This is a genomic window from Raineyella sp. (assembly GCF_034933565.1).
In the GTDB taxonomy this organism is placed as follows: Bacteria; Actinomycetota; Actinomycetes; order Propionibacteriales; family Propionibacteriaceae; genus Raineyella.
In genome coordinates this window covers 44,898-64,899 of sequence record NZ_JAYFNG010000014.1, presented here as the reverse complement: position 1 = coordinate 64,899, position 20,002 = coordinate 44,898, and the positions used below count along the sequence as shown (strand labels likewise).

General features: G+C 68.3%; 11 protein-coding genes and 1 pseudogene. 9 read left to right on the top strand and 3 right to left on the bottom strand.

Annotated elements, in window-relative coordinates; translation table 11 throughout:
• Positions 1-224: pseudogene (locus tag VB059_RS05240) on the top strand (hypothetical protein); the annotation flags it as partial.
• 285 nt (positions 225-509) lie between these two features.
• Here the strand turns inward: VB059_RS05240 and VB059_RS05235 are convergent.
• The gene (locus VB059_RS05235) at positions 510-1,067 is read right to left on the bottom strand and encodes a TetR/AcrR family transcriptional regulator C-terminal domain-containing protein (protein ID WP_323420968.1); all 558 of its coding nucleotides are present in this window, start codon (positions 1,065-1,067) and stop codon (positions 510-512) included.
• 469 nt (positions 1,068-1,536) lie between these two features.
• Between VB059_RS05235 and bioB the strand changes: the two genes are divergently transcribed.
• The 8 genes from bioB (at position 1,537) to VB059_RS05195 (ending at position 16,602) form a co-directional block, all read left to right on the top strand.
• A complete protein-coding gene (gene bioB, locus VB059_RS05230; RefSeq protein ID WP_323420967.1) occupies positions 1,537-2,670 on the top strand; it encodes a biotin synthase BioB in 1,134 nt (377 codons plus the stop codon).
• A 456-nt stretch (positions 2,671-3,126) separates the two neighbouring features.
• Entirely contained in the window at positions 3,127-6,621 is a 3,495-nt protein-coding gene (gene rpoB / locus VB059_RS05225; protein WP_323420966.1) for a DNA-directed RNA polymerase subunit beta, read from the top strand.
• Between the two features lie 71 nt (positions 6,622-6,692).
• The gene (locus VB059_RS05220) at positions 6,693-10,550 is read left to right on the top strand and encodes a DNA-directed RNA polymerase subunit beta' (protein ID WP_323420965.1); all 3,858 of its coding nucleotides are present in this window, start codon (positions 6,693-6,695) and stop codon (positions 10,548-10,550) included.
• 489 nt (positions 10,551-11,039) lie between these two features.
• The gene (gene rpsL, locus VB059_RS05215; protein ID WP_317691119.1) at positions 11,040-11,411 is read left to right on the top strand and encodes a 30S ribosomal protein S12; all 372 of its coding nucleotides are present in this window, start codon (positions 11,040-11,042) and stop codon (positions 11,409-11,411) included.
• Positions 11,411-11,881: a 30S ribosomal protein S7 gene (gene rpsG / locus VB059_RS05210; protein WP_323420964.1), complete on the top strand. Its 471-nt coding sequence runs from the start codon at positions 11,411-11,413 to the stop codon at positions 11,879-11,881. Before rpsL ends, rpsG begins: the two co-directional genes overlap by 1 nt.
• Before the next feature lie 240 nt (positions 11,882-12,121).
• Positions 12,122-14,221, top strand: coding sequence for an elongation factor G (fusA, locus tag VB059_RS05205; RefSeq protein WP_323420963.1), 2,100 nt, complete (start codon positions 12,122-12,124; stop codon positions 14,219-14,221).
• 184 nt (positions 14,222-14,405) lie between these two features.
• On the top strand, positions 14,406-15,596 hold the full coding sequence (gene tuf / locus VB059_RS05200; protein WP_323420962.1) for an elongation factor Tu: 1,191 nt from the start codon (positions 14,406-14,408) through the stop codon (positions 15,594-15,596).
• 529 nt (positions 15,597-16,125) lie between these two features.
• On the top strand, positions 16,126-16,602 hold the full coding sequence (locus tag VB059_RS05195) for a hemerythrin domain-containing protein (RefSeq protein ID WP_323420961.1): 477 nt from the start codon (positions 16,126-16,128) through the stop codon (positions 16,600-16,602).
• 168 nt (positions 16,603-16,770) lie between these two features.
• Here VB059_RS05195 and VB059_RS05190 read toward each other — a convergent pair whose 3' ends face one another.
• Together VB059_RS05190 and treY are read right to left on the bottom strand one after the other, a co-directional pair.
• Positions 16,771-17,490: a DsbA family oxidoreductase gene (locus VB059_RS05190; RefSeq protein ID WP_323420960.1), complete on the bottom strand. Its 720-nt coding sequence runs from the start codon at positions 17,488-17,490 to the stop codon at positions 16,771-16,773.
• Positions 17,491-17,675: 185 nt separating this feature from the next.
• Positions 17,676-19,949: a malto-oligosyltrehalose synthase gene (treY, locus tag VB059_RS05185; RefSeq protein WP_323420959.1), complete on the bottom strand. Its 2,274-nt coding sequence runs from the start codon at positions 19,947-19,949 to the stop codon at positions 17,676-17,678.
• Positions 19,950-20,002: the final 53 nt, after the last annotated feature.

Here is a 20,002-nt window from a genome sequence, read left to right as displayed (position 1 = left end):
CCGGTGCGGCCGCCCCCCCGACCGGCGGGCGGGACGGCTGGAAGGTGATCTACGCGGAGAAGCGTCGGGAGGAGGCTCTCCGCGCGTTGGGTTGGGAGGTCGTCCGGTGGGGATGGGAGGACCTCAACGACCCCGCGGCGCTGGCAGCCAGGATCCGGGCAGCCCAGCGCCGGGGAAGGCTACGGGCTCAGTACGACGAGGTGGTGAGACGTCGGGTCGGGTGATGGCTGGGGGCCTGGGGGCCTGGGTCGGGTCGGCTTGGGGGCCTGGGAGGTTGGCCTGGGGCGGGCCAGCCTGGGGGGCCTGGGAGGTTGGCCTGGGGCGGGTCGGCCTGAGGGTGGGATCGGCCGACGCTACGCACACTCGCTGCCGGAGCTCCGTCGGCCGGCGCGACGTATGTCGTCCGACGTGAGGAACGTCGGCCTGCGTGGCTCGTGATGATCAGCGCCGGAGCGAGAGTCACCTGGCGAGACCAGTGCCGTCAGCTGCCGAAGCCGCGGCCAGCGCCCTCAGATGCCGAAGCGCGCCGACACGCCGCGGGACAGCAGGTCGATGCCCAACTCCAGGGCGTCGCGGTCGTCGGTGGGCTGTCCGACGATGACACCGAGGGCCACGGCCTGGGCGCGCGACTGCTCGTTGAGGGTCAGGCCGAGGGTGAGGTGCAGTGCCGTCTCGCCGATGGCCTCGGCGTCGGTGGTCGGCAGCCCGGCCGAGACCAGCAGCCGTACGAGCGGTTCCTGCGGCCGCAGCGTTCCCAGGCTCAGTGCCAGGGCCGACGAGGTCAACTCGGCACCGTCCCGGTGGGCGAGCAGCGCCGACCGGAGCGAACGGGCCCACTGTGGCAGTGCCTGACGCCAGTCGTCGTCGGGACCGGGGGCGCAGACCTCGGCGAGGATGCGGTCAGTGACGGCGGCGAGCAGCTCCTGCTTGTTCGCGTAGTGCCAGTAGAGCGCGCCGGGCTGCACCTTGAGTGCGGTCGCCAATCGGCGCATGGTCAGGTCGGCCAGCCCGTACGTATCGAGGATCTCGAGGGCCTTGGCCAGCACATCGGCTCGGCTCAGTGCCATGGATCCTCCTGTCGTGGGTGGTGCCCCACGAGACTATCCGGCCCGGGTGACATCGTTGGGCGACACCATCCGTCCCGGGCGAGGCGAGCGGGCTGCGCCGAGGCCTGCCCATCGGCTGCCCGGCCTCGGCGAGGCTGTCCGGACCCGACGAGGCTGTCCGGCCCGGGCGACATCATCCGCTCCCCAGCTCCTGAACACCATCCGACACACCCACCTGAACACCATTCAGGAAACCTCTTGAACACCGTATAGTGAACGTCGTTCAAGTGGTCGGTGTGCAAGCAACCTGCTGTTCACCGTGTGTACGCAGAGTGCTGTGCGAACGGCTGCTGTTCGCCATCCCGTTCAGCACCGCCTGTTCAAGCGGCCGCTGTGCGGACAACGCCCGTTCTGGCAATCGGCGTGCACGACGCCGATGCCCGTACGTACGGGCACTCGCCGACGAGACACCGAAGCCACGAGGAGAACCATGGCCCTGCAGGACACGCTCACCGACCGGTCCGCCGCGGAGACCGCCGCCCCCGTCGATCCGCAGGTCGATCCGCAGGCCTTGGCCGATGCTGTCCTGGCCGGTCGGGCGGTGACCCCGGGCGAGGCGTTGGCCGTCCTGCACACCCGTGACGACGAGGTGCTCGGCCTGGTCGCAGCGGCCGGACGCCTGCGCAGGCACTGGTTCGGCAACTCGGTCAAGCTCAACTACCTGGTCAACCTCAAGTCGGGGCTGTGTGCCGAGGACTGCGGCTACTGCTCCCAGCGGCTGGGGTCGGAGGCCGACGTACTGACCTACTCGTGGCTCTCCCGCGACGAGGCGGTCCGGGTCGCGAGGGCCGGGATGGACGCCGGCGCCCGGCGGGTCTGCCTGGTCTCGTCCGGTCGCGGCCCGTCGAACCGGGACCTCGACCGGGTCAGCGACATCATCGACGGGCTCAAGGAGGCCGACCCCGAGATCGAGGTCTGCGCCTGCCTCGGGCTGCTCAAGGACGGCCAGGCCGAGAAGCTCGCCGCGGCCGGGACCGACGCGTACAACCACAACCTGAACACCGCCGAATCGCACTACGACGACATCTGCTCCACCCACACGTACGCGGATCGGGCCGACACGGTCGCGAAGGCCAAGCAGGCCGGCCTTTCGGCCTGCTCGGGGCTGATCGCCGGGATGGGGGAGACCCCCGAGGAACTCGTCGAGGTGGCCTTCGCACTCCGCGGGATGGACTCCGACTCGGTGCCGGTCAACTTCCTGATGCCCTTCGACGGCACCCCGCTCGAGGGTGTGCACGCGCTCACCCCGCTGCAATGCCTGCGGATCCTGGCCATGGTGCGATTCGTGAACCCGGACAAGGAGGTCCGGATCGCCGGCGGCCGCGAGGACAACCTGCGCTCGCTGCAGCCCTTGGGCCTGGAGGTCGCCAACTCGATCTTCCTCGGCGACTATCTCACCTCCGAGGGGCGGGCCGGGGCCGCCGACCTGCAGATGATCGCCGACGCCGGGTTCGTCCCGGTGGGGGCGGAGGACGACCCGGCCCACCTCGCCCCGACCCGGGACCAGGGCGCGCCCGCGATCCGGCGTCGGGGTGCCGGCACCGCGCTGGCCCCCAACGCCTGACCGACGCCTCTGGCATGCCGTGCCCGGAAGTGCTGCCCTCCGGCAGTCGCCGGGCGTCCCCGGTGTGTGCGGTCGGTCGGCCCTGGGGCCGGTCGTACGCTCCGTGGTGATCCCCTGTGGTGGTGCGATGTGGTGGTCCGGGTGGCGTACGATGAGCCCGGCGAGCGGATGTGTGGCGGTGACGCACGGAGTGCTGCCCACTGTTCACCCGAGACGGCTGGCAGGCCGACACGCAGGGCGGTAGGCTGACGGCAGCGCACCGGACATGGGCTATGCTTTCGGGTTTGCGTTTCGCGTCATGGTCGTGTAATGTCGGCGTTTGCCTGTTGTCGCCTGCCGCCATTGATGCCTCTCCATGCGTTCCTCCTCGTTCGTCGAGGATCGTCGTGGGTGGCCCTTCCCTGGTTGCGTGGCACTGGCACCACATCGCCTGCCAGTTCTGGAAGGACCAAACTGTTGGCCGCCGCGCGCATTGCCTCGAAGAACACCGACGTCATCTCCTCGACGGGACGCATCTCGTTCGCGAAGATCTACGAACCCTTGCAGGTGCCCCATCTGCTCGATCTTCAGATCAGGTCGTTCGATTGGCTGGTCGGTAACGACGCCTGGAAGGCGTCGGTTGAGGAGGCCCAGGAGCAGGGCCGCACCGATATCAACACCAAGTCCGGGCTGGAGGAGATCTTCGAGGAGATCTCGCCGATCGAGGACTTCTCCGAGACGATGTCGCTGTCGTTCCGCGACCACCGTTTCGAGGACCCGAAGAACTCGGTCGACGAGTGCAAGGAGAAGGACGCCACCTACTCCGCGCCGCTGTTCGTCACCGCGGAGTTCATGAACAACGACACCGGTGAGATCAAGTCCCAGACGGTGTTCATGGGTGACTTCCCGCTGGTCACGGAGAAGGGCACCTTCATCATCAACGGGTCCGAGCGCGTCGTCGTGTCGCAGCTGGTCCGTTCCCCGGGCGTGTACTTCGAGAAGACCCCGGACAAGACGTCCGACAAGGACATCTACACCTGCAAGATCATCCCCTCGCGCGGCGCGTGGCTGGAGTTCGAGGTCGACAAGCGCGACCAGGTGGGCGTACGCCTCGACCGCAAGCGCAAGCAGTCGGTGACGGTGCTGCTCAAGGCCCTCGGCTGGACCAACGAGCAGATCCTGGAGGAGTTCGGCCAGTACGAGTCGATCCGCCACACGCTGGAGAAGGACCACACCACCGGCCAGGACGACGCTCTGCTGGACATCTACCGCAAGCTGCGCCCCGGTGAGCCGCCGACCGTCGAGGCGGCGAAGAACCTCCTGGAGAACTACTACTTCAACCCGAAGCGTTACGACCTGGCCAAGGTCGGCCGGTACAAGATCAACAAGAAGCTGGGTGTCGGCCTGCCGTTCGACCAGCAGGTGCTGACCATCGACGACATCGTCTCGTCCATCCGCTACGTGGTGGCCCTGCACGACGGCCGGACCAGCCTGCCCGGCGTCGACGCCAACGGTGAGGTCGAGGACGTCCTGGTCGAGGTCGACGACATCGACCACTTCGGCAACCGTCGTCTGCGTACGGTCGGCGAGCTGATCCAGAACCAGCTCCGGATCGGCCTCGGCCGGCTCGAGCGCACCGTCCGTGACCGGATGACCACCCAGGACATCGAGGCGATCACCCCGCAGACGCTGATCAACATCCGTCCGGTGGTGGCGGCGCTGAAGGAGTTCTTCGGCACCTCCCAGCTGTCGCAGTTCATGGACCAGAACAATCCGCTGGCCGGCCTGACGCACAAGCGGCGCCTGTCCGCCCTGGGCCCCGGCGGCCTGTCCCGTGACCGGGCCGGCATGGAGGTCCGTGACGTCCACCCGTCGCACTACGGCCGGATGTGCCCGATCGAGACCCCTGAAGGCCCGAACATCGGCCTGATCGGTTCGCTGGCGTCCTTCGCCCGGGTGAACGCGTTCGGCTTCATCGAGACCCCGTACCGTCGCGTCGTCGACGGCAGGGTGACCGACAGCATCGACTACCTCACCGCCGATGTCGAGGATCGCTACGTCATCGCCCAGGCCAACGCGCCGCTGCGCGAGGACGGGACGTTCGTCGAGGACCGCATCCTGGTCCGCAAGCGCCACGGTGACGTCGACACGCTGCCGAGCTCGCAGATCGACTACATGGACGTCTCCCCGCGCCAGATGGTGTCGGTGGCCACCGCCCTGATCCCGTTCCTCGAGCACGACGACGCGTCCCGGGCCCTGATGGGGTCCAACATGCAGCGTCAGGCGGTGCCGCTGGTCAAGTCCGAGGCCCCGTTCGTCGGCACCGGCATGGAGTACCGCGCGGCCGTCGACGCCGGCGACGTCACCCTGGCCAAGAAGCCCGGTGGTGTCACGTCCGTCACCGGCGACGTGGTCGAGGTGTCCAACGACGACGGCACCCTGTCGGCGTACAAGCTGGAGAAGTTCGTCCGGTCCAACGCCGGCACCTGTGTCAACCAGCGCCCGCTGGTCCGGGTGGGGGAGCGCGTCGAGGTCGGCACCCCGCTGGCCGACGGCCCCTGCACCGACAACGGTGAGCTCTCGCTGGGGCGCAACCTGCTCGTCGCGTTCATGCCGTGGAACGGCCTGAACTACGAGGACGCCATCATCCTGTCCCAGCGCCTGGTGCAGGACGACGTGCTCACCTCGATCCACATCGAGGAGCACGAGGTCGACGCCCGCGACACCAAGCTCGGTGCCGAGGAGATCACCCGGGACATCCCCAACGTGTCCGACGAGATGCTGGCCAACCTCGACGAGCGCGGCATCATCCGGATCGGCGCCGAGGTGACCACCGGCGACATTCTGGTCGGCAAGGTCACCCCGAAGGGCGAGACCGAGATGACCTCCGAGGAGCGCCTGCTGCGCGCCATCTTCGGGGAGAAGGCCCGCGAGGTCCGCGACACCTCGATGAAGGTGCCGCACGGCGAGTCCGGCACGATCATCGGCATCAAGGTGTTCGACCGCGACAACGGCGACGACCTGGCCCCCGGCGTGAACCAGATGGTCCGCGTCTACGTGGCCCAGAAGCGCACGATCTCCATCGGTGACAAGCTCGCCGGCCGTCACGGCAACAAGGGCGTCATCTCGAAGATCCTGCCGCAGGAGGACATGCCGTTCCTCGAGGACGGCACCCCGGTCGACATCATCCTGAACCCGCTCGGCGTCCCCTCCCGGATGAACGTCGGCCAGGTGATGGAGCTGCACCTCGGCTGGATCGCCAAGTCCGGCTGGGACGTCACCGAGGTCGACGAGCCCTGGGCCGAGCGGCTGCGTTCGGTCGGTCTCGGCCTGGTCGAGGGTGGCCAGTGCCTGGCCACCCCGGTCTTCGACGGCGCCACCGACGAGGAGCTCGCCGGTCTGCTGAAGTACGGCCTGCCGAACCGCGACGGGCTGAAGGTCATGCAGGGCACCGGCAAGGCGCGACTGTTCGACGGCCGCTCCGGCGACCCGTTCCCGGAGCCGATCGGCGTCGGCTACATGTACATGCTGAAGCTGCACCACCTGGTCGACGACAAGATCCACGCCCGCTCCACCGGCCCGTACTCGATGATCACCCAGCAGCCGCTGGGCGGCAAGGCGCAGTTCGGCGGTCAGCGCTTCGGTGAGATGGAGGTGTGGGCCCTCGAGGCGTACGGCGCCGCCTGGGCGCTGCAGGAGCTGCTCACCATCAAGTCCGACGACGTGTCGGGTCGTGTGAAGGTCTACGAGGCCATCGTCAAGGGCGAGAACATCCCCGAGCCGGGCATCCCCGAGTCCTTCAAGGTCCTGATCAAGGAAATGAAGTCCCTGTGCCTGAACGTGGAGGTGCTCTCCTCGGACGGCGTCGTGCAGGACCTGCGCGACGCGGAGGACGAGAACTACCGCGTGCCGGACGGTCTGGGGGTCGACCTGCGTCGTCGCCCCGGCCCGGACGTCCTGGCCCAGGGCTGACTTCCCTCACCCACCAGCAACTCTTTCAGGACTATCAGCCCGCCTGACGGGGCGGGAGGAAGAGATACATCGTGCGCGACGCGAATTCCTTCGACGAACTGCGGATCGGCCTGGCCACGGCCGAGGACATCCGCGGCTGGTCACACGGCGAGGTGAAGAAGCCGGAGACCATCAACTACCGCACCCTGAAGCCGGAGCGGGACGGCCTGTTCTGCGAGAAGATCTTCGGCCCCACCCGGGACTGGGAGTGCTACTGCGGCAAGTACAAGCGTGTCCGGTTCAAGGGCATCGTGTGTGAGCGCTGTGGCGTCGAGGTCACCCGCTCCAACGTCCGTCGTGAGCGGATGGGCCACATCGAGCTCGCCGCCCCGGTGACGCACATCTGGTACTTCAAGGGTGTGCCGAGCCGGCTCGGCTACCTCCTCGACATCGCGCCGAAGGACCTGGAGAAGGTCATCTACTTCGCCGCGTACATGATCACCAGGGTCGACGAGGAGGCGCGCCACCGCGACCTCCCGTCCCTCGAGGCGAAGATCAACCAGGAGAAGGCGAACCGCCAGAAGCAGCGCGACGCCGCCATCGAGCAGAAGATGCGCAAGCTCGAGGAGGACCTTGAGAAGCTCGAGTCCGAGGGCGCCTCGGCCGACATGAACCGCAAGGTCCGGGCCCAGGCCGAGAAGGAGATCAAGCTGCTGCGCGATCGCGGCCAGCGCGAGATCGACCGGCTGGACGCCGTCTGGGACCGGTTCAAGGGCCTGAAGGTCCAGGATCTGGAAGGCGATGAGGTCCTCTACCGGGAGATGAAGGCCCGGTTCGGCAAGTACTTCGCCGGCTCCATGGGCGCCGCCGCCATCCAGCAGCGGCTGCGTGACTTCGACCTCACGGCCGAGTCCGAGAACCTGCGCACCATCATCCGTAACGGCAAGGGCCAGCGGAAGACCCGCGCGCTCAAGCGCCTCAAGGTGGTGTCCGCGTTCATCCAGACCGGCAACTCGCCGGAGGGCATGGTCCTCGACGCCGTCCCGGTCATCCCGCCGGATCTGCGCCCGATGGTGCAGCTCGACGGCGGCCGGTTCGCCACCTCGGACCTGAACGACCTCTACCGTCGCGTGATCAACCGCAACAACCGGCTCAAGCGGCTGCTCGACCTTGGCGCCCCCGAGATCATCGTCAACAACGAGAAGCGGATGCTGCAGGAGGCCGTCGACTCGCTGTTCGACAACGGCCGCCGCGGCCGTCCTGTCACTGGGCCGGGCAACCGTCCGCTGAAGTCGATCTCCGACATGCTCAAGGGCAAGCAGGGCCGGTTCCGCCAGAACCTGCTGGGCAAGCGCGTCGACTACTCCGGCCGTTCGGTCATCGTGGTCGGCCCGCAGCTCAAGCTGCACCAGTGCGGCCTGCCGAAGACGATGGCCCTGGAGCTGTTCAAGCCGTTCGTGATGAAGCGGCTGACCGACCTCAACCATGCGCAGAACGTCAAGGCCGCCAAGCGGATGGTCGAGCGCAAGGACCCGCGGGTGTGGGACGTCCTCGAAGAGGTCATCACCGAACACCCGGTGCTGCTCAACCGCGCACCGACCCTGCACCGCCTCGGTATCCAGGCGTTCGAGCCGCAGCTGATCGAGGGCAAGGCGATCCAGCTCCACCCGCTCGTCTGCACGGCCTTCAACGCCGACTTCGACGGTGACCAGATGGCCGTCCACCTCCCGCTCAGCGCGGAGGCCCAGGCCGAGGCCCGGATCCTGATGCTGTCGACGAACAACATCCTGAAGCCGGCCGACGGTCGCCCCGTCACCCTGCCGACCCAGGACATGATCATCGGCATGTACTTCCTCACCCAGGAGCGCGACGGCCTGATCGGTGAGGGACGTGTCTTCCGCGACCCGGCCGAGGCCCGGATGGCCTTCGACCTCGGGGAGATCAAGCTCGGCACCAAGGTGACCATCCGGATGCGCGACATCGTCCCGCCGGAGGGCCAGGTGCTGCGCGAGGACGGCACCATCATGCTGGCGACCACCCTCGGGCGGACCATCTTCAACGAGGCGCTGCCGGCCGACTTCCCGTACGTCAACTACGAGGTGTCGAAGAAGCCGCTGGGCCGGATCGTCAACGACCTCGCCGAGCGCTACCCGAAGGTCGACGTCGCCGCCGCCCTCGACAACCTGAAGGACCTCGGCTTCGGCTGGGCCCCGCGGTCGGGCGCCACGGTGTCGGTCTCGGACATCCAGACCCCGGACAGCAAGCCGGAGCTGATCGCCCGCTACGAGGCCAAGGCCACCGCGATCGACAAGCAGTACGAGCGCGGCAAGTCCACTGCCGAGGAGCGTCGCTCCAACCTGATCGAGCTGTGGCAGCAGGCGACCGCCGAGCTGACCGAGGCGATGGAGGAGAACTTCTCGCACACCAACCCGATCTACATGATGGTGCACTCCGGTGCCCGAGGGAACATGACGCAGATGCGTCAGATCGCCGCCATGCGAGGCCTGGTGGCCAACCCGAAGGGCGACATCATCCCCTCGCCGATCAAGTCCAACTTCCGTGAGGGCCTGACCGTGCTGGAGTACTTCATCTCCACCCACGGTGGCCGGAAGGGCCAGGCCGACACCGCCCTGCGGACGGCCGACTCGGGCTACCTCACCCGTCGTCTGGTCGACGTCTCCCAGGACGTGATCATCCGCGAGGAGGACTGCGGCACCGAGTCCGGTCTGCCCAAGCGGATCGCGATCGAGAAGAACGGTGTGCTCGTCCCCGATCCGACCATCGAGACGGCGGTGTACGCCCGGTGCCTGGCCACCGACATCACCGACGCCGACGGTGAGGTCCTGCTGCAGGCCGGTGTCGACCTCGGCGACGTGAACATCGCGATGCTCATCGACAACGGGATCACCCAGGTCAAGGTGCGCTCGGTGCTCACCTGTGAGTCCACCTCCGGCACCTGCGCGATGTGCTACGGCCGTTCGCTCGCGACCGGCAAGCTGGTCGATGTCGGCGAGGCCGTCGGCATCGTCGCGGCCCAGTCGATCGGTGAGCCCGGCACCCAGCTGACGATGCGTACGTTCCACACCGGTGGTGTGGCCGGCGACGACATCACCCAGGGTCTGCCGCGTGTCGTCGAGCTCTTCGAGGCCCGCTCCCCGAAGGCCAAGGCCCCGATCGCGGGTGCCGCCGGCCGGATCCGGCTGGAGGCCACCGACCGCGGGCGCAAGATGTACATCGTGCCCGACGACGGCGCCGAGGAGTTCGAGGTGCTGCTGGGCCGTCGTGCCCGGCTGCTGGTGGAGGACGGCGATCACGTCGCGGTCGGCCAGCAGCTGACCAACGGTCAGCTCGACCCGCAGGACGTGCTCGAGGTGCTCGGTGTCGCCGCGGTGCAGCAGCACCTGGTGGACGAGGTCCAGAAGGTGTACGGCACGCAGGGCGCCCCGATCCACGACAAGCACCTGGAGATCATCATCCGCCAGATGCTGCGCCGGGTGACGGTGCTGGAGTCGGGCGACACCGACATGCTCCCCGGTGAGCTGGTCGATCGTCCGTCGTACGTCGCGCAGAACCGCAAGGTCGTCGCCGAGGGTGGCCAGCCCGCCCAGGGGCGTCCGGTCCTGATGGGCATCACGAAGGCCTCGTTGGCCACTGACTCGTGGCTGTCCGCGGCCTCCTTCCAGGAGACCACCAAGGTGCTCACCGACGCCGCCATCCACGGCAAGTCGGATTCCCTGGTGGGCCTGAAGGAGAACGTGATCCTCGGCAAGCTGATCCCGGCCGGCACCGGCCTGGAGCGCTACCGCAACATCCGGGTCGAGCCGACCCCGGAGGCGAAGGCGGCGGCCTACACGATGGCCAGCTACGAGGCGTACGACTACGACCTGATGTCCGGCGCCGGCACCTCGGTCCCGCCGCTGGACGACTTCGACCTGGGCGGCTACCGCTGATCGGAGTCGGTCACCGACGCTGAAGCGCCGTGGGGGTGTCCTGGTGGACGCCCCCACAGCGCTTCCGGTGGACAGCGAGGGGCCGCTCAGTACGGGTGTTTTGACCAACGGCTCGTAAGTCGGTAGCCTTGCTACCTGTGTCCGGCATGTCCGGGCCAGTCGCAGCGCCCGCTCGCGGGGTGATCGGTCATCGGCCATCGGCCGTCATGGGCCGATCGTGGTGAACAACCTGGGTGAGGTCCCGGACTGCGCAGTGCATGAGCAGTGCGCGGGGTCGGCCACCGAAGGCTTCCGTTCCGCCGGCAGAGCCGCGAACATGCGGTCGTTCCGCCGCCACGAGGCGACGTCGCGCGAGGGTTCTCCCGTGCGTACGTCCTCGTCGGTAGGGGATCGCAGCCAGGAGTCATCAGACCCCGCACAGGAGTCGTACGACATCAGGGCATACCCGACAGCCGGGTGCGCCCGACCAACGGAAAGAGATACCAGCCGGTGCCAACTATCCAGCAGCTGGTCCGCAAGGGCCGGACCGACAAGGCGACGAAGAGCAAGACGCCTGCCCTCAAGGGTTCTCCGCAGCGCCGTGGCGTCTGCACCCGCGTCTACACCACCACCCCGAAGAAGCCGAACTCGGCCCTGCGGAAGGTTGCCCGTGTGCGCCTCTCCAGCGGCGTCGAGGTGACCGCGTACATCCCGGGTGTGGGCCACAACCTGCAGGAGCACTCGATGGTGCTCGTGCGCGGCGGTCGTGTGAAGGACCTGCCGGGCGTTCGCTACAAGATCATCCGCGGCTCGCTGGACACCCAGGGCGTCAAGAACCGTAAGCAGGCCCGCAGCCGCTACGGTGCGAAGAAGGAGAAGTAATGCCTCGTAAGGGTCCCGCACCCCGTCGCCCGATGCCCGCCGACCCGGTCTACGGCTCGCCCCTGGTGAGCCAGCTGGTCAGCAAGGTGCTCGTCGACGGCAAGAAGTCCGTCGCGCAGAACATCGTCTACACCGCTCTCGAGGGCACCCGGACCAAGACCGGCGTCGACCCCGTGCAGACCCTCAAGCGTGCGCTGGACAACGTCAAGCCCGCCCTCGAGGTCAAGTCCCGCCGGGTCGGTGGCGCCACCTACCAGGTGCCGGTCGAGGTCAAGCCCGCCCGGGCCACCACCCTGGCCCTCCGCTGGCTGGTCGGGTTCTCCCGCGACCGCCGCGAGAAGACCATGGCCGAGCGCCTGATGAACGAGATCCTCGACGCCTCCAACGGCCTCGGCGCCTCGGTGAAGCGCCGCGAGGACACCCACAAGATGGCAGAGGCCAACAAGGCTTTCGCTCACTACCGTTGGTGACACACCCTGCTTCACGGCGCCGGGCGCCGATGGTCCGCTGCGACGGTTCGCACCTGGTGCGTACCGGTCGGGTTGGATCGTCGGCGCCCGGCGCCGTACCCTGTCCAGGGTCGCGTGTCGCACGCCCATCGGGCCGCGCCGCCATGGGGGCGTGCGTCGGCCACCACATCACTGACCACCGGTCACGCCGCCATGTGCGGTCCACCCGGAAGACCGCACACATGACGAGAGGTACCCTTCGTGGCTGTCGAGATTGAAACCGACCTCGCCAAGGTCCGCAACATCGGGATCATGGCGCACATCGATGCCGGTAAGACCACCACCACTGAACGCATCCTGTTCTACACCGGTATCAACTACAAGATCGGCGACACCCACGAGGGCACCGCCACGATGGACTGGATGGAGCAGGAGCAGGAGCGCGGCATCACCATCACCTCCGCCGCCACCACCTGCCACTGGCACGACATCCAGATCAACATCATCGACACCCCCGGCCACGTCGACTTCACCGTCGAGGTGGAGCGTTCGCTGCGCGTCCTCGACGGGGCGGTGGCCGTGTTCGACGGTGTCGCCGGTGTCGAGCCGCAGTCGATGACCGTGTGGCGCCAGGCCGACAAGTACGGTGTCCCGCGCATCTGTTTCGTCAACAAGCTGGACCGTACGGGTGCCAGCTTCGACCACGCGGTCGACACCATCCGGACCCGCCTGAACGCGACTGCCGCCGTGATGCAGCTGCCGCTGGGTGCCGAGTCCGACTTCTACGGCGTCATCGACCTGGTCGAGATGCGTGCCCTGGTGTGGCGCGGTGAGACCTCGGTCGGCGAGGACTACGAGGTCGAGGAGATCCCGGCCGACCTGCGGGAGGCCGCCGAGGCCGCCCGGGCCGAGCTGCTCGAGGTCGTCGCCGAGAACGACGACGAGTTCATGGAGAAATACCTCGGCGGCGAGGAGTTCACCACCGCGGAGTTCAAGGCCGCGGTCCGCCGGGCCGTGCTGTCCAGCTCGATCACCGCCGTGTTCTGCGGCACCGCGTTCAAGAACAAGGGCATCCAGCCGCTGCTCGACGCGGTGGTCGACTACCTGCCCTCGCCGCTCGACATCCCGGCCATCGAGGGCTTCAAGCCCGGCGACGAGTCCGTCGTGATCGAGCGTCACCCGGCCGACGACCAGCCGCTGTCCATGCTCGCCTTCAAGATCGCTGCCGACCCGCACCTGGGCCGGCTGACCTACATCCGCGTGTACTCCGGCCGCCTCGTGACCGGTGCCACCGTGCTGAACTCGGTCAAGGGCAAGAAGGAGCGCATCGGCAAGATCTACCAGATGCACGCCAACAAGCGTCAGGAGATCGCCTCCATCGGTGCCGGCCAGATCGTCGCCGTGATGGGCCTGAAGGACACCAGCACCGGTGACACCCTGTGCGATCCGGCCAACCCGGTCGTGCTGGAGTCGATGACCTTCCCGGCCCCGGTCATCGAGCAGGCCATCGAGCCGAAGTCGAAGGCGGACCAGGAGAAGCTCGGCATCGCCATCCAGCGGCTCGCCGAGGAGGACCCGACCTTCCAGGTGCACACCGACGAGGAGACCGGCCAGACCATCATCGCCGGCATGGGCGAGCTGCACCTCGACGTGCTGATCGACCGGATGAAGCGCGAGTTCCACGTCGAGGCGAACATCGGCAAGCCGCAGGTGGCCTACCGTGAGTCGCTGCGCAAGAAGGTCGAGAAGTTCGAGTACACCCACAAGAAGCAGTCGGGTGGTTCGGGCCAGTACGGTCGCGTCATCATCGACCTCGAGCCGCAGGAGCCGGGCGCGGGCTACGAGTTCGTCAACGCCGTCACCGGTGGCCGCATCCCCCGGGAGTACATCCCCTCGGTCGACGCGGGCATCCAGGAGGCCATGCAGTTCGGTGTGCTGGCCGGTTACCCGGTCGAGGACGTCAAGGTGACCCTGGTCGACGGCGCCTACCACGACGTCGACTCCTCCGAGCTCGCGTTCAAGATCGCCGGTTCGATGGCCTTCAAGGAGGCCGCCAGGAAGGCCAACCCGGTCCTGCTCGAGCCGATCATGTCCGTCGACGTGACCACCCCGGAGGACTTCCTGGGCACCGTCATCGGTGACCTGAACGCCCGTCGTGGCCAGGTCCAGTCGATGGAGGACCAGCACGGCAACAAGGTCGTGCACGCCCTCGTCCCGCTGTCGGAGATGTTCGGTTACGTCGGTGACCTGCGCTCGAAGACCTCGGGCCAGGCGTCGTACTCCATGGAGTTCGACTCGTACGCCGAGACCCCGAAGAACGTGTCCGACGAGGTCATCCAGAAGGCCCGCGGCGGCGAGTGATCGCCTGAACTTCTGATCGGCGCCGCATAGGATGGACCGGATAGTATAACCCCGGTTTGACTATGCGGCGCCGGTGCAGAAAACTTGGTCGGGTCACCCTCGGGAGACCCGGCGAAAGCGTCAGACCGGTAGTAATCAACGCTTGCCTCGCAACCAGTGAGGCGACCATCAAGAAGGAGCCCCAGTGGCAAAGGCCAAGTTCGAGCGGACCAAGCCGCACGTCAACATCGGCACCATCGGGCACATCGACCACGGCAAGACCACTCTGACCGCGGCGATCTCGAAGGTGCTCCACGACAAGTACCCGGACCTCAACGAGGAGTCTCCCTTCGACTCCATCGACAAGGCTCCCGAGGAGCGCCAGCGCGGTATCACGATCTCGATCGCGCACATCGAGTACCAGACCGAGAAGCGCCACTACGCGCACGTTGACTGCCCCGGTCACGCTGACTACGTCAAGAACATGATCACGGGTGCCGCTCAGATGGACGGCGCCATTCTGGTCGTGGCCGCGACCGACGGCCCGATGCCGCAGACCCGCGAGCACGTGCTGCTCGCCCGCCAGGTGGGCGTGCCGGCCATCGTCGTGGCGCTGAACAAGTGCGACATGGTCGACGACCCCGAGCTCATCGAGCTCGTCGAGATGGAGGTCCGCGAGCTGCTGGCTTCGCAGGAGTTCGACGAGGACTGCCCGGTCGTCCAGATCTCCGCCTACCAGGCCCTCCAGGGCGACCCCAAGTGGGTCAAGTCCGTCGAGGACCTGATGGACGCGGTCGACGAGTACATCCCGACCCCGGCCCGCGAGACCGAGAAGCCGTTCCTCATGCCTGTCGAGGACGTCTTCACCATCACCGGTCGTGGCACGGTCGTCACCGGCCGGATCGAGCGCGGTGTGATCAAGGTCAACGAGACCGTCGAGATCGTCGGCATCCACGACGCCACCCAGACCACCACGGTCACCGGTGTCGAGATGTTCCGCAAGCTGCTCGACGAGGGCCAGGCCGGTGAGAACGTCGGCCTGCTGCTGCGTGGCACCAAGAAGGAAGACGTGCAGCGCGGCATGGTCGTCTGCAAGCCGGGCTCGGTCACCCCGCACACCGAGTTCGAGGGCCGCGTCTACATCCTGAACAAGGACGAGGGTGGCCGTCACAAGCCGTTCTTCGCGCACTACTCCCCGCAGTTCTACTTCCGCACCACCGACGTCACCGGCGCCATCGAGCTGCCGGAGGGTGTCGACATGGTCATGCCCGGTGACAACACCGACATGAAGGTGAAGCTGATCCACCCGATCGCCCTGGAAGAGGGCCTGAAGTTCGCCATCCGCGAGGGTGGCCGCACCGTCGGCGCCGGCAACGTCACCAAGATCATCAAGTGATCCTGGCGTACCTGCCGCGCTGATCAGGCACCGCTGATCGCACCCGGAGGCCCGTCCCCAGACAGGGGGCGGGCCTCCGGCGTGTTCGGGTACGCTCACCCGGACGGGGTGGTGCTGGCCGGGTGGTGCCGGACGTCGGTGGTGCTGGCCGGGTGGTGGGGCCGCCCGGTGTCGGCCGGGTGGTGCTGGCTGGGTGGTGGGGCCGCTCGGTGTCGGCCGGGTGGTGCCGGACGTCGGTGGTGCGGGCCGGGTGGTGGGGCCGCCCGGTGCTGGATGCGCGGTAGGCACGGACAGGGCGTTCTCGCGGATGTTGGGTGGTTCCCGCGGATGCTGCCGGGGTCCGTGTGGTCGGCAAGGCGTTCCCGCGGACCTAGTGCTCTTCCCGCAGACACGTGGGTATCCGCGGGAACACACGAAGGTCAGCGGGAACACACGAAGGTCAGCGGGGACTCCGTCGCCCACGGGGCCGTCTTCCTGGGCCTGATGGAGCACCCTTGACCGGGGAAAATGGGCGTGTGAGGATCGCCGCATGTGCAACTACTGCGGCTGCCAGGACATGACGCTGATCCGCGACTACTACGCGGAGCACAACAGCTCCCGTGACCTGGCCGACGCCGCCCGGCGGGCGATGGACGCGGGGGCGTACGACACGGCGCGCGAGGAGATCGCCCGGCTGGCCACCGAGCTGGAGAGCCACTGGCAGGGTGAGGAGGGTGGTCTGTTCGCCGTGATGGTCGAGCGCTACCCGGATGACTTCGCCGACTACATCGCCCCGCTGGTCGCCGAACACCGGGCGCTGGCGGAGTTCCTGCGCGGGCTCGACATCACCGATGCCGTGCACCGGAAGGCCTTCGCCGACCAGGTCCTCGAACTGCACGAGCACATGCTGCGCGAGGAGGACTCGCTGTTCCCCGCCTCCGTGGTGACGTTCGACGGCGAGGACTGGACCCGGGCGATCGACGGCTGGCAGTCGGCGCACCCGGACCGGGAGCTCATCGCAGACTGAGGGCCGACGACGAGGCGGGGGACGGCGCGCGGGGCGCGGGGGGCGGGGCGCGGGGGGCCGATCAGGTGCACCGGGGAGTGCTCGGGCACAGCAGGCGATGCCCGGGCGCACCAGGGAGTTACCCAGGCGCAACCGGAAACGAGTAGCAGGAGCCTCAACAGGGAACGATCAGGCGCAGCCCTCCGGGCCGCAGGACGGCGCGTCACCGTTGTCGATGCTGATGAAGTTGCGGGGCGCCGGATGGGCTTCCTCCCACACCTTCTGCAGAGCCTGGGAGAACAGCTCGGTGGGCTGGGCGCCGGAGATGGCGTACTTGTCCTCGAGCACGAAGAAGGGCACCCCGGTGACGCCGATCGAGCGGGCGGTGCGGAAATCGGCGAGCACCTCGGCGCGGATCGCGTCATCGTCGAGGGCGGCCCGGACGGCGTCCTCGGACAGGCCGTGGCGGCCGCCGACCGCCACCAGCACGTCCGGGTCACTGATCGACTCGCCGCGGAGGAAGTGGGCTGCGAGCAGGTCGTCCTTCACTGCGGCGACGTCGGTCCCGGCGGTGCGCCGGGCCAGATGCAGCAGCTGGTGGCCGCGCAGCGAATTGGCCGGGACGAGGTGCTCGAAGTCGTACGTCAGGCCGACGGTGGCCGCCTGCTCCGACACCATCTCGAGCATCTGCCGGACCTGCTGGGCCGGCATCTGCTTGACCTCGGCGAGGTATTCCGCCTCGGTGCCGTTGTAGCGATCGGGCAGATCGGGATCCAGCTGGTAGGACCGCCAGGTCACCCGGACGTCGTCCCGGTGGGCGAAGCCGGCCAGTGCCGCCTCGAACCGGCGCTTGCCGATGTAGCACCACGGGCAGGCGATGTCGGACCAGATGTCCACGCGCAGGGTCATGGCGGCCTTCCTGTTGTTCTCATCCTGTTGTTGTCGTTGCGCCGGGTCGTTCCGTCCCGTCGCGCCGGGTCGTTCCAGGTCAGGCATCACCGGCTCGTCGCGTTGCCGGGGATCGTCCCGTTGTCTCGGCCCGTCCCGTTGCCGGGGATCGTCCCGTCGCCCCTCGGCCCGGTGTGGCCGGCGGCTCACTGCCGGACGAGCAGTCCCACCGGGTAGTCGACGAGGATGTCCGACAGTGCGACCGTACCCGACCACTCCAGTCCCTGCAGCTGGCCGCGATAGGTGCCATCGAGATGCACCACGGTGTCGCGCCAGCCGCCGCGGTGGGTGAGACCGTACGGCAGGCGGGTGGCCAGGGTGATCGCGCCGCCGCGGTCGAAGGCGAGGAGATGCTCGGCGGCCGGCCCCTCGGCATGCACCGGGGTGTAACCGGTGAACAGTTCCGGGCGGTCGCGTCGCAGCCGCAGCGCCCGGGAGGTGACCCACAGCTTGGCCGCGCCGGTGGCGTCCAGCAGCGGCGCGTCGGTGCGGCGGAGCAGCTCGGCGCAGGCGGCGAAGTCCACCGGCCGACGGTTGTCCGGGTCGACCAGCGACTCGTCCCACAACTCGGTGCCCTGGTAGACGTCGGGCACCCCGGGCATGGTGAGCTGGACCAGCTTCTGGCCCAGCGAGTTCGACCAGCCGGGGCGGGCGACCAACCCGAGCAGGGTCCGCATCAGCTCGACGGTGTCCGGGTCGTCGTACGCCCGGTCGATCGCCGCGTGCACCTCCTGCTCGAACTCCTCGTTCGGGTCGGTCCAGCTGGTCTGGTCGGACGCCTCGCGCATCGCCTTGGTGGCGTACGCGTGCATCCGCTCCCGGGAGATCGGTGCGGCGCCGATGAAGGTCTGGGCCAGCAGGTAGGCCAGCGGGCGATTGGCGATGTCCATCCGCTCCACCACCCCTTGGGCGAACGGGCCCCAGACGTCGCCGATCTCGGACAGTACGTTGAGCCGGGCCCGGATGTCCTCGCTGCGCTTGGTGTCGTGGGTCGACAGCGACGTCATCGACTCCGGCCAGGATGCCTGCCGCTGCGCCATCCGGCGGTGGAACTCCGCCACCCCGATCCCGAAGGTGCCCGGGTCGCCGCCGACCTCGTTCAGGGCGATGAACCGGGAGTAGCGGTAGTACGCAGTGTCCTCGACACCCTTCGCCGTCACGGCGCCGCTGAGCTGTTGGAACCGGGCGGCGATCTCGTCGGTCGGGTCGTGCAGCCGGCCGCTGATCGCCCCGATCACCTCGGCGAGGTCGGGGCGCGCCTCGGCGGCGGCCCGCTCGGCGGCGACGAGATAGCCGTCGCCCTGCGGCAGGTAGGACCGATAGACCTCGAAACGGGCGGCGATCTCGGCCAGCGCCGCCTCGAGCGATTCGGCCTCGAGCTCGGGGGCGAGCCGGGAGATCCGGTGCCGCTCCGCCTCCAGCAGGTCGTACGCCGCGGTGAGCTTGCCCTCCAGGACGTGGTCGGCGATGCCGACCTGGTCACCGGTGATCGAGGTGTAGATCCGGGTGAACTGCTTCTCGGCGCCCGGGTCGAGGAAGACGGCTCCGGCGTCGAACATCGCGTCGTAGCCGCTGGTGCCCTGGATCGGCCAGGTCGGCAGGTGCTCGCCGCGCTCGAGGATCTTCTCCCCGACGATCCAGGCGTCCGGCGCCAGCTCGCGCAGCCGGACGAAGTAGCCGCCCGGGTCGCACAGCCCGTCGGGGTGGTCCACCCGCAGGCCGTCGACCTGTCCGTCGGCGATCCACCGGGCGATCCGGGCGTGGGTGGCGGCGAACACCGCCGGGTCCTCCTGACGCAGCCCGGCCAGGGTGGTGACGGTGAAGAACCGCCGGTAGGTGACCTCGGAGTCGCCGCGGCGCCAGGAGATCAACCGGTAGTGCTGCCGGCCGTGGACGGCCGCGGCCGAGTCACCCGGTTGCCAGGTGCCCTCGGCGACCGGGTAGCGGTGGCCGAAGTAGTCCAGCTCCACCCCGTCCGGGGTCTCGACCAGGGTGAGGTTCTCGTCGCGGTCCTCGCCGAGCACCGGCAGCAGGATCGGGTAACGACTCCAGTCGACGTCGTACCAGGCGGCGTACGGGGAGTCCCGGCCCTCCTTGAGCACGCTCCACCAGCTCGGGTTCTGGGCGGGCTCGGCGATCCCCAGGTGATTGGGGACGATGTCGACGACGATCCCGATGCCGGCCGAGTGGGCCGCCTCGACGAGTTCGGCCCAGGCCTGTTCGCCGCCCCGCTCGTCGTCGATCCGGGTCGGGTCGACGCAGTCGTAGCCGTGCTCGGAGCCGGACGTCGAGGCGAGCACAGGGGAGAGGTAGAGCGCGCCCACCCCCAGGTCACGCAGGTAGCCCACCATCGCGGTGGCATCGCGCAGGGTGTACTCCCGGGTGATCTGCAGTCGGTAGGTCGAGGTGGGGGTGCGCACAGGTTGTCCTTCCGTCGCTCCCTCCTCACACTATCGGCGCCCGGGATCATGCG

Excerpts from the sequence above, each read along its gene's own strand:
- VB059_RS05235 (WP_323420968.1), bottom strand. The coding sequence starts at position 1,067 with ATGGCACTGAGCCGAGCCGATGTGCTGGCCAAGGCCCTCGAGATCCTC.
- bioB (WP_323420967.1), top strand. The coding sequence starts at position 1,537 with ATGGCCCTGCAGGACACGCTCACCGACCGGTCCGCCGCGGAGACCGCC.
- rpsG (WP_323420964.1), top strand. The coding sequence starts at position 11,411 with ATGCCTCGTAAGGGTCCCGCACCCCGTCGCCCGATGCCCGCCGACCCG.
- VB059_RS05195 (WP_323420961.1), top strand. The coding sequence starts at position 16,126 with ATGTGCAACTACTGCGGCTGCCAGGACATGACGCTGATCCGCGACTAC.
- VB059_RS05190 (WP_323420960.1), bottom strand. The coding sequence starts at position 17,490 with ATGACCCTGCGCGTGGACATCTGGTCCGACATCGCCTGCCCGTGGTGC.